This window comes from Acinetobacter sp. YH16042 (assembly GCF_013417245.1).
Classification (GTDB): Bacteria; Pseudomonadota; Gammaproteobacteria; order Pseudomonadales; family Moraxellaceae; genus Acinetobacter; species Acinetobacter amyesii.
Genome location: NZ_VPEJ01000092.1, coordinates 1 through 2,099, shown reverse-complemented (window position 1 = coordinate 2,099; position 2,099 = coordinate 1). Strand labels below are relative to the sequence as shown.

The 2,099-nt window shown below is 34.2% G+C and carries 1 protein-coding gene; it reads left to right on the top strand.

The window, feature by feature from the left end; genetic code table 11:
- A partial coding sequence (locus FTV37_RS17140) for a protein rep (RefSeq protein WP_180064324.1) occupies positions 1 to 924 on the top strand: 924 nt, incomplete at its 5' end.
- Between the last annotated feature and the right edge of the window lie 1,175 nt (positions 925 to 2,099).

The following is a 2,099-nucleotide window of genomic DNA, read 5'->3' as shown; positions in this document are numbered from 1 at the left end:
AATAAAAAAAGCCTTACACAAGGACAGAAACAACAAAAATACAAAGCCATAACAGACCACTTTGCAATTAATTTAGCAATGTGGAATCCCAGCTCTCCTCTAAAAAAGAGCTATGATAATACTTATCATTGCAATCGTGTTAAACATTATAACGGCGAAAAAATGACTTCAACTTACTGCAAAAATCGTTGGTGCTATACTTGTAATCGTATACGTAGTGCTATTAATATAAAACAATATGCTACTCAAATTAATGATTTTGGACAGCCGTTTTTTGTTACTCTTACAAGACCTACTTGTTCCATTGAAGAACTCCAAAGCCAAATAGAAGAAATGGAAAAAAGCTGGAGAATGCTCTATAATTCAAGCAAAGACAAGAGAGGGGATGCCTTTAAGAGTGGTGTTTTTTTAAAAGGAATTAGGACAATGGAATGTACTATTAGACCGAATGGACAATATCACTACCATATGCATATGATTGTTGATGGGTGGGCGAATGCTGAGTGGATTGTAAAAGAATGGTTAAAACGGAATCCTCAATCTAATCCAAATGCTCAAGATATCAGGCCTGCTAATGCAGGAGCTTTATCGGAGTTATTTAAGTACGCTATTAAAATGACTGTTGATTTGTCTAAATCAGATAATTTTAAACGATTAGACGCACTTTTTTGTATTTTAAAAGGGAAACGTACTCTTGCTACTTTTGGAGGAATTAAAGCTATAAAAGAGCCGACAGACGAAGATTTTCAAGTACAAGGACAATTTGAAGAAGAACTTTATTTGCGTCTAGGAAACGAAGAAAGTTTATGGATTTGGCAAAAAGATGCATTCGATTGGGTTAACCAAGCAACAGGGGAAATGTTGATCGGCGAAGAACTAGAACCGGAAATTCTCCGATTGTGTCAGAAAAAAGTACGGGAGTGATTTTTTTAGCTGCGCTAAAACATTTAGGTTTTTTAGCGTTTTCAGAACAAAACAAGATTTGTTTTTTATCTCTCGAAGAGCCTACGACCAAATTTTAGAGGTACGATTAAAAATTGGTCTAGTAGGTTATACCAATGATAAAATCATATGAAATCGGAGGGGTAAAATATCCTTTGATATTTTGATATTTTGATATTTTTATACTCTGGTCTTTTGATATTTTGCACTTTTAGTCCTATGATATTTCGCATTACCAATGGAGAAAAGAATTTTCTCCATTGGTAATGCGAGAAAATAAAATCTTCACTAAACACGGTTTTATATAATAACATAGCGATTTTAAATAGTTGCAAGATGTGTTTTTGTGACACAAAAACTTCTTGCCACCAAGGTGGGGGAGGGGGCGGAACTTCCGAAAAAAAACATTATATTTGTGAGTCGATGAGGAGGTAAAGAGCTCTGCAGAGGTGCAACTCTTGAGCGCCGAAATTCGAAAACGAAACAAGAAGTCTAGAGATAACTCTGGGCTTTTTTTTTGTCTTTTCATCAGAAAAAAAGAACTTGTTTTGTTCTAAAAACGCTAAAAAACCTACCTACTTTTTTCAAAGAAAAAAGGCTTTAAAATCTAACTTTTCTATTTGTCGGTAAAAAGCCCCTAAGTCCTTTGTTTTCAAGGGTTTTACCTCATAGCCTTGATACATTAGCATAACTGCTTGGGAAATCTATTTTTCAAGTGGGTTTTTTTCCAATTTTTCAGAATGAAAAATCTAAAATTTAGCGAAGCGTAAAAAATTTTCAAGGGACGAAATAGGAATGCAATGTAACGCAGTGAAATTGTCATGACGTTTTAGCCCCTTGCTCCTAAAATGAGAGATAAAAAACAGCAATTGCTGTAAAAAAATAATGCTTGAGTAAAAACCCAAGCATTTATTTTTTGTATCTTTGATTCGATAAAAGACAAAGATGTATAATTCTTGCTTTGGAATCCGACCTCTTCAGCAAGACTAAAACGCGATATTGTATCGTCTCATTTTCTATGGGTAAAGATAATAAAAAAAGCCTTACACAAGGACAGAAACAACAAAAATACAAAGCCATAACAGACCACTTTGCAATTAATTTAGCAATGTGGAATCCCAGCTCTCCTCTAAAAAAGAGCTATGATAATACTTATC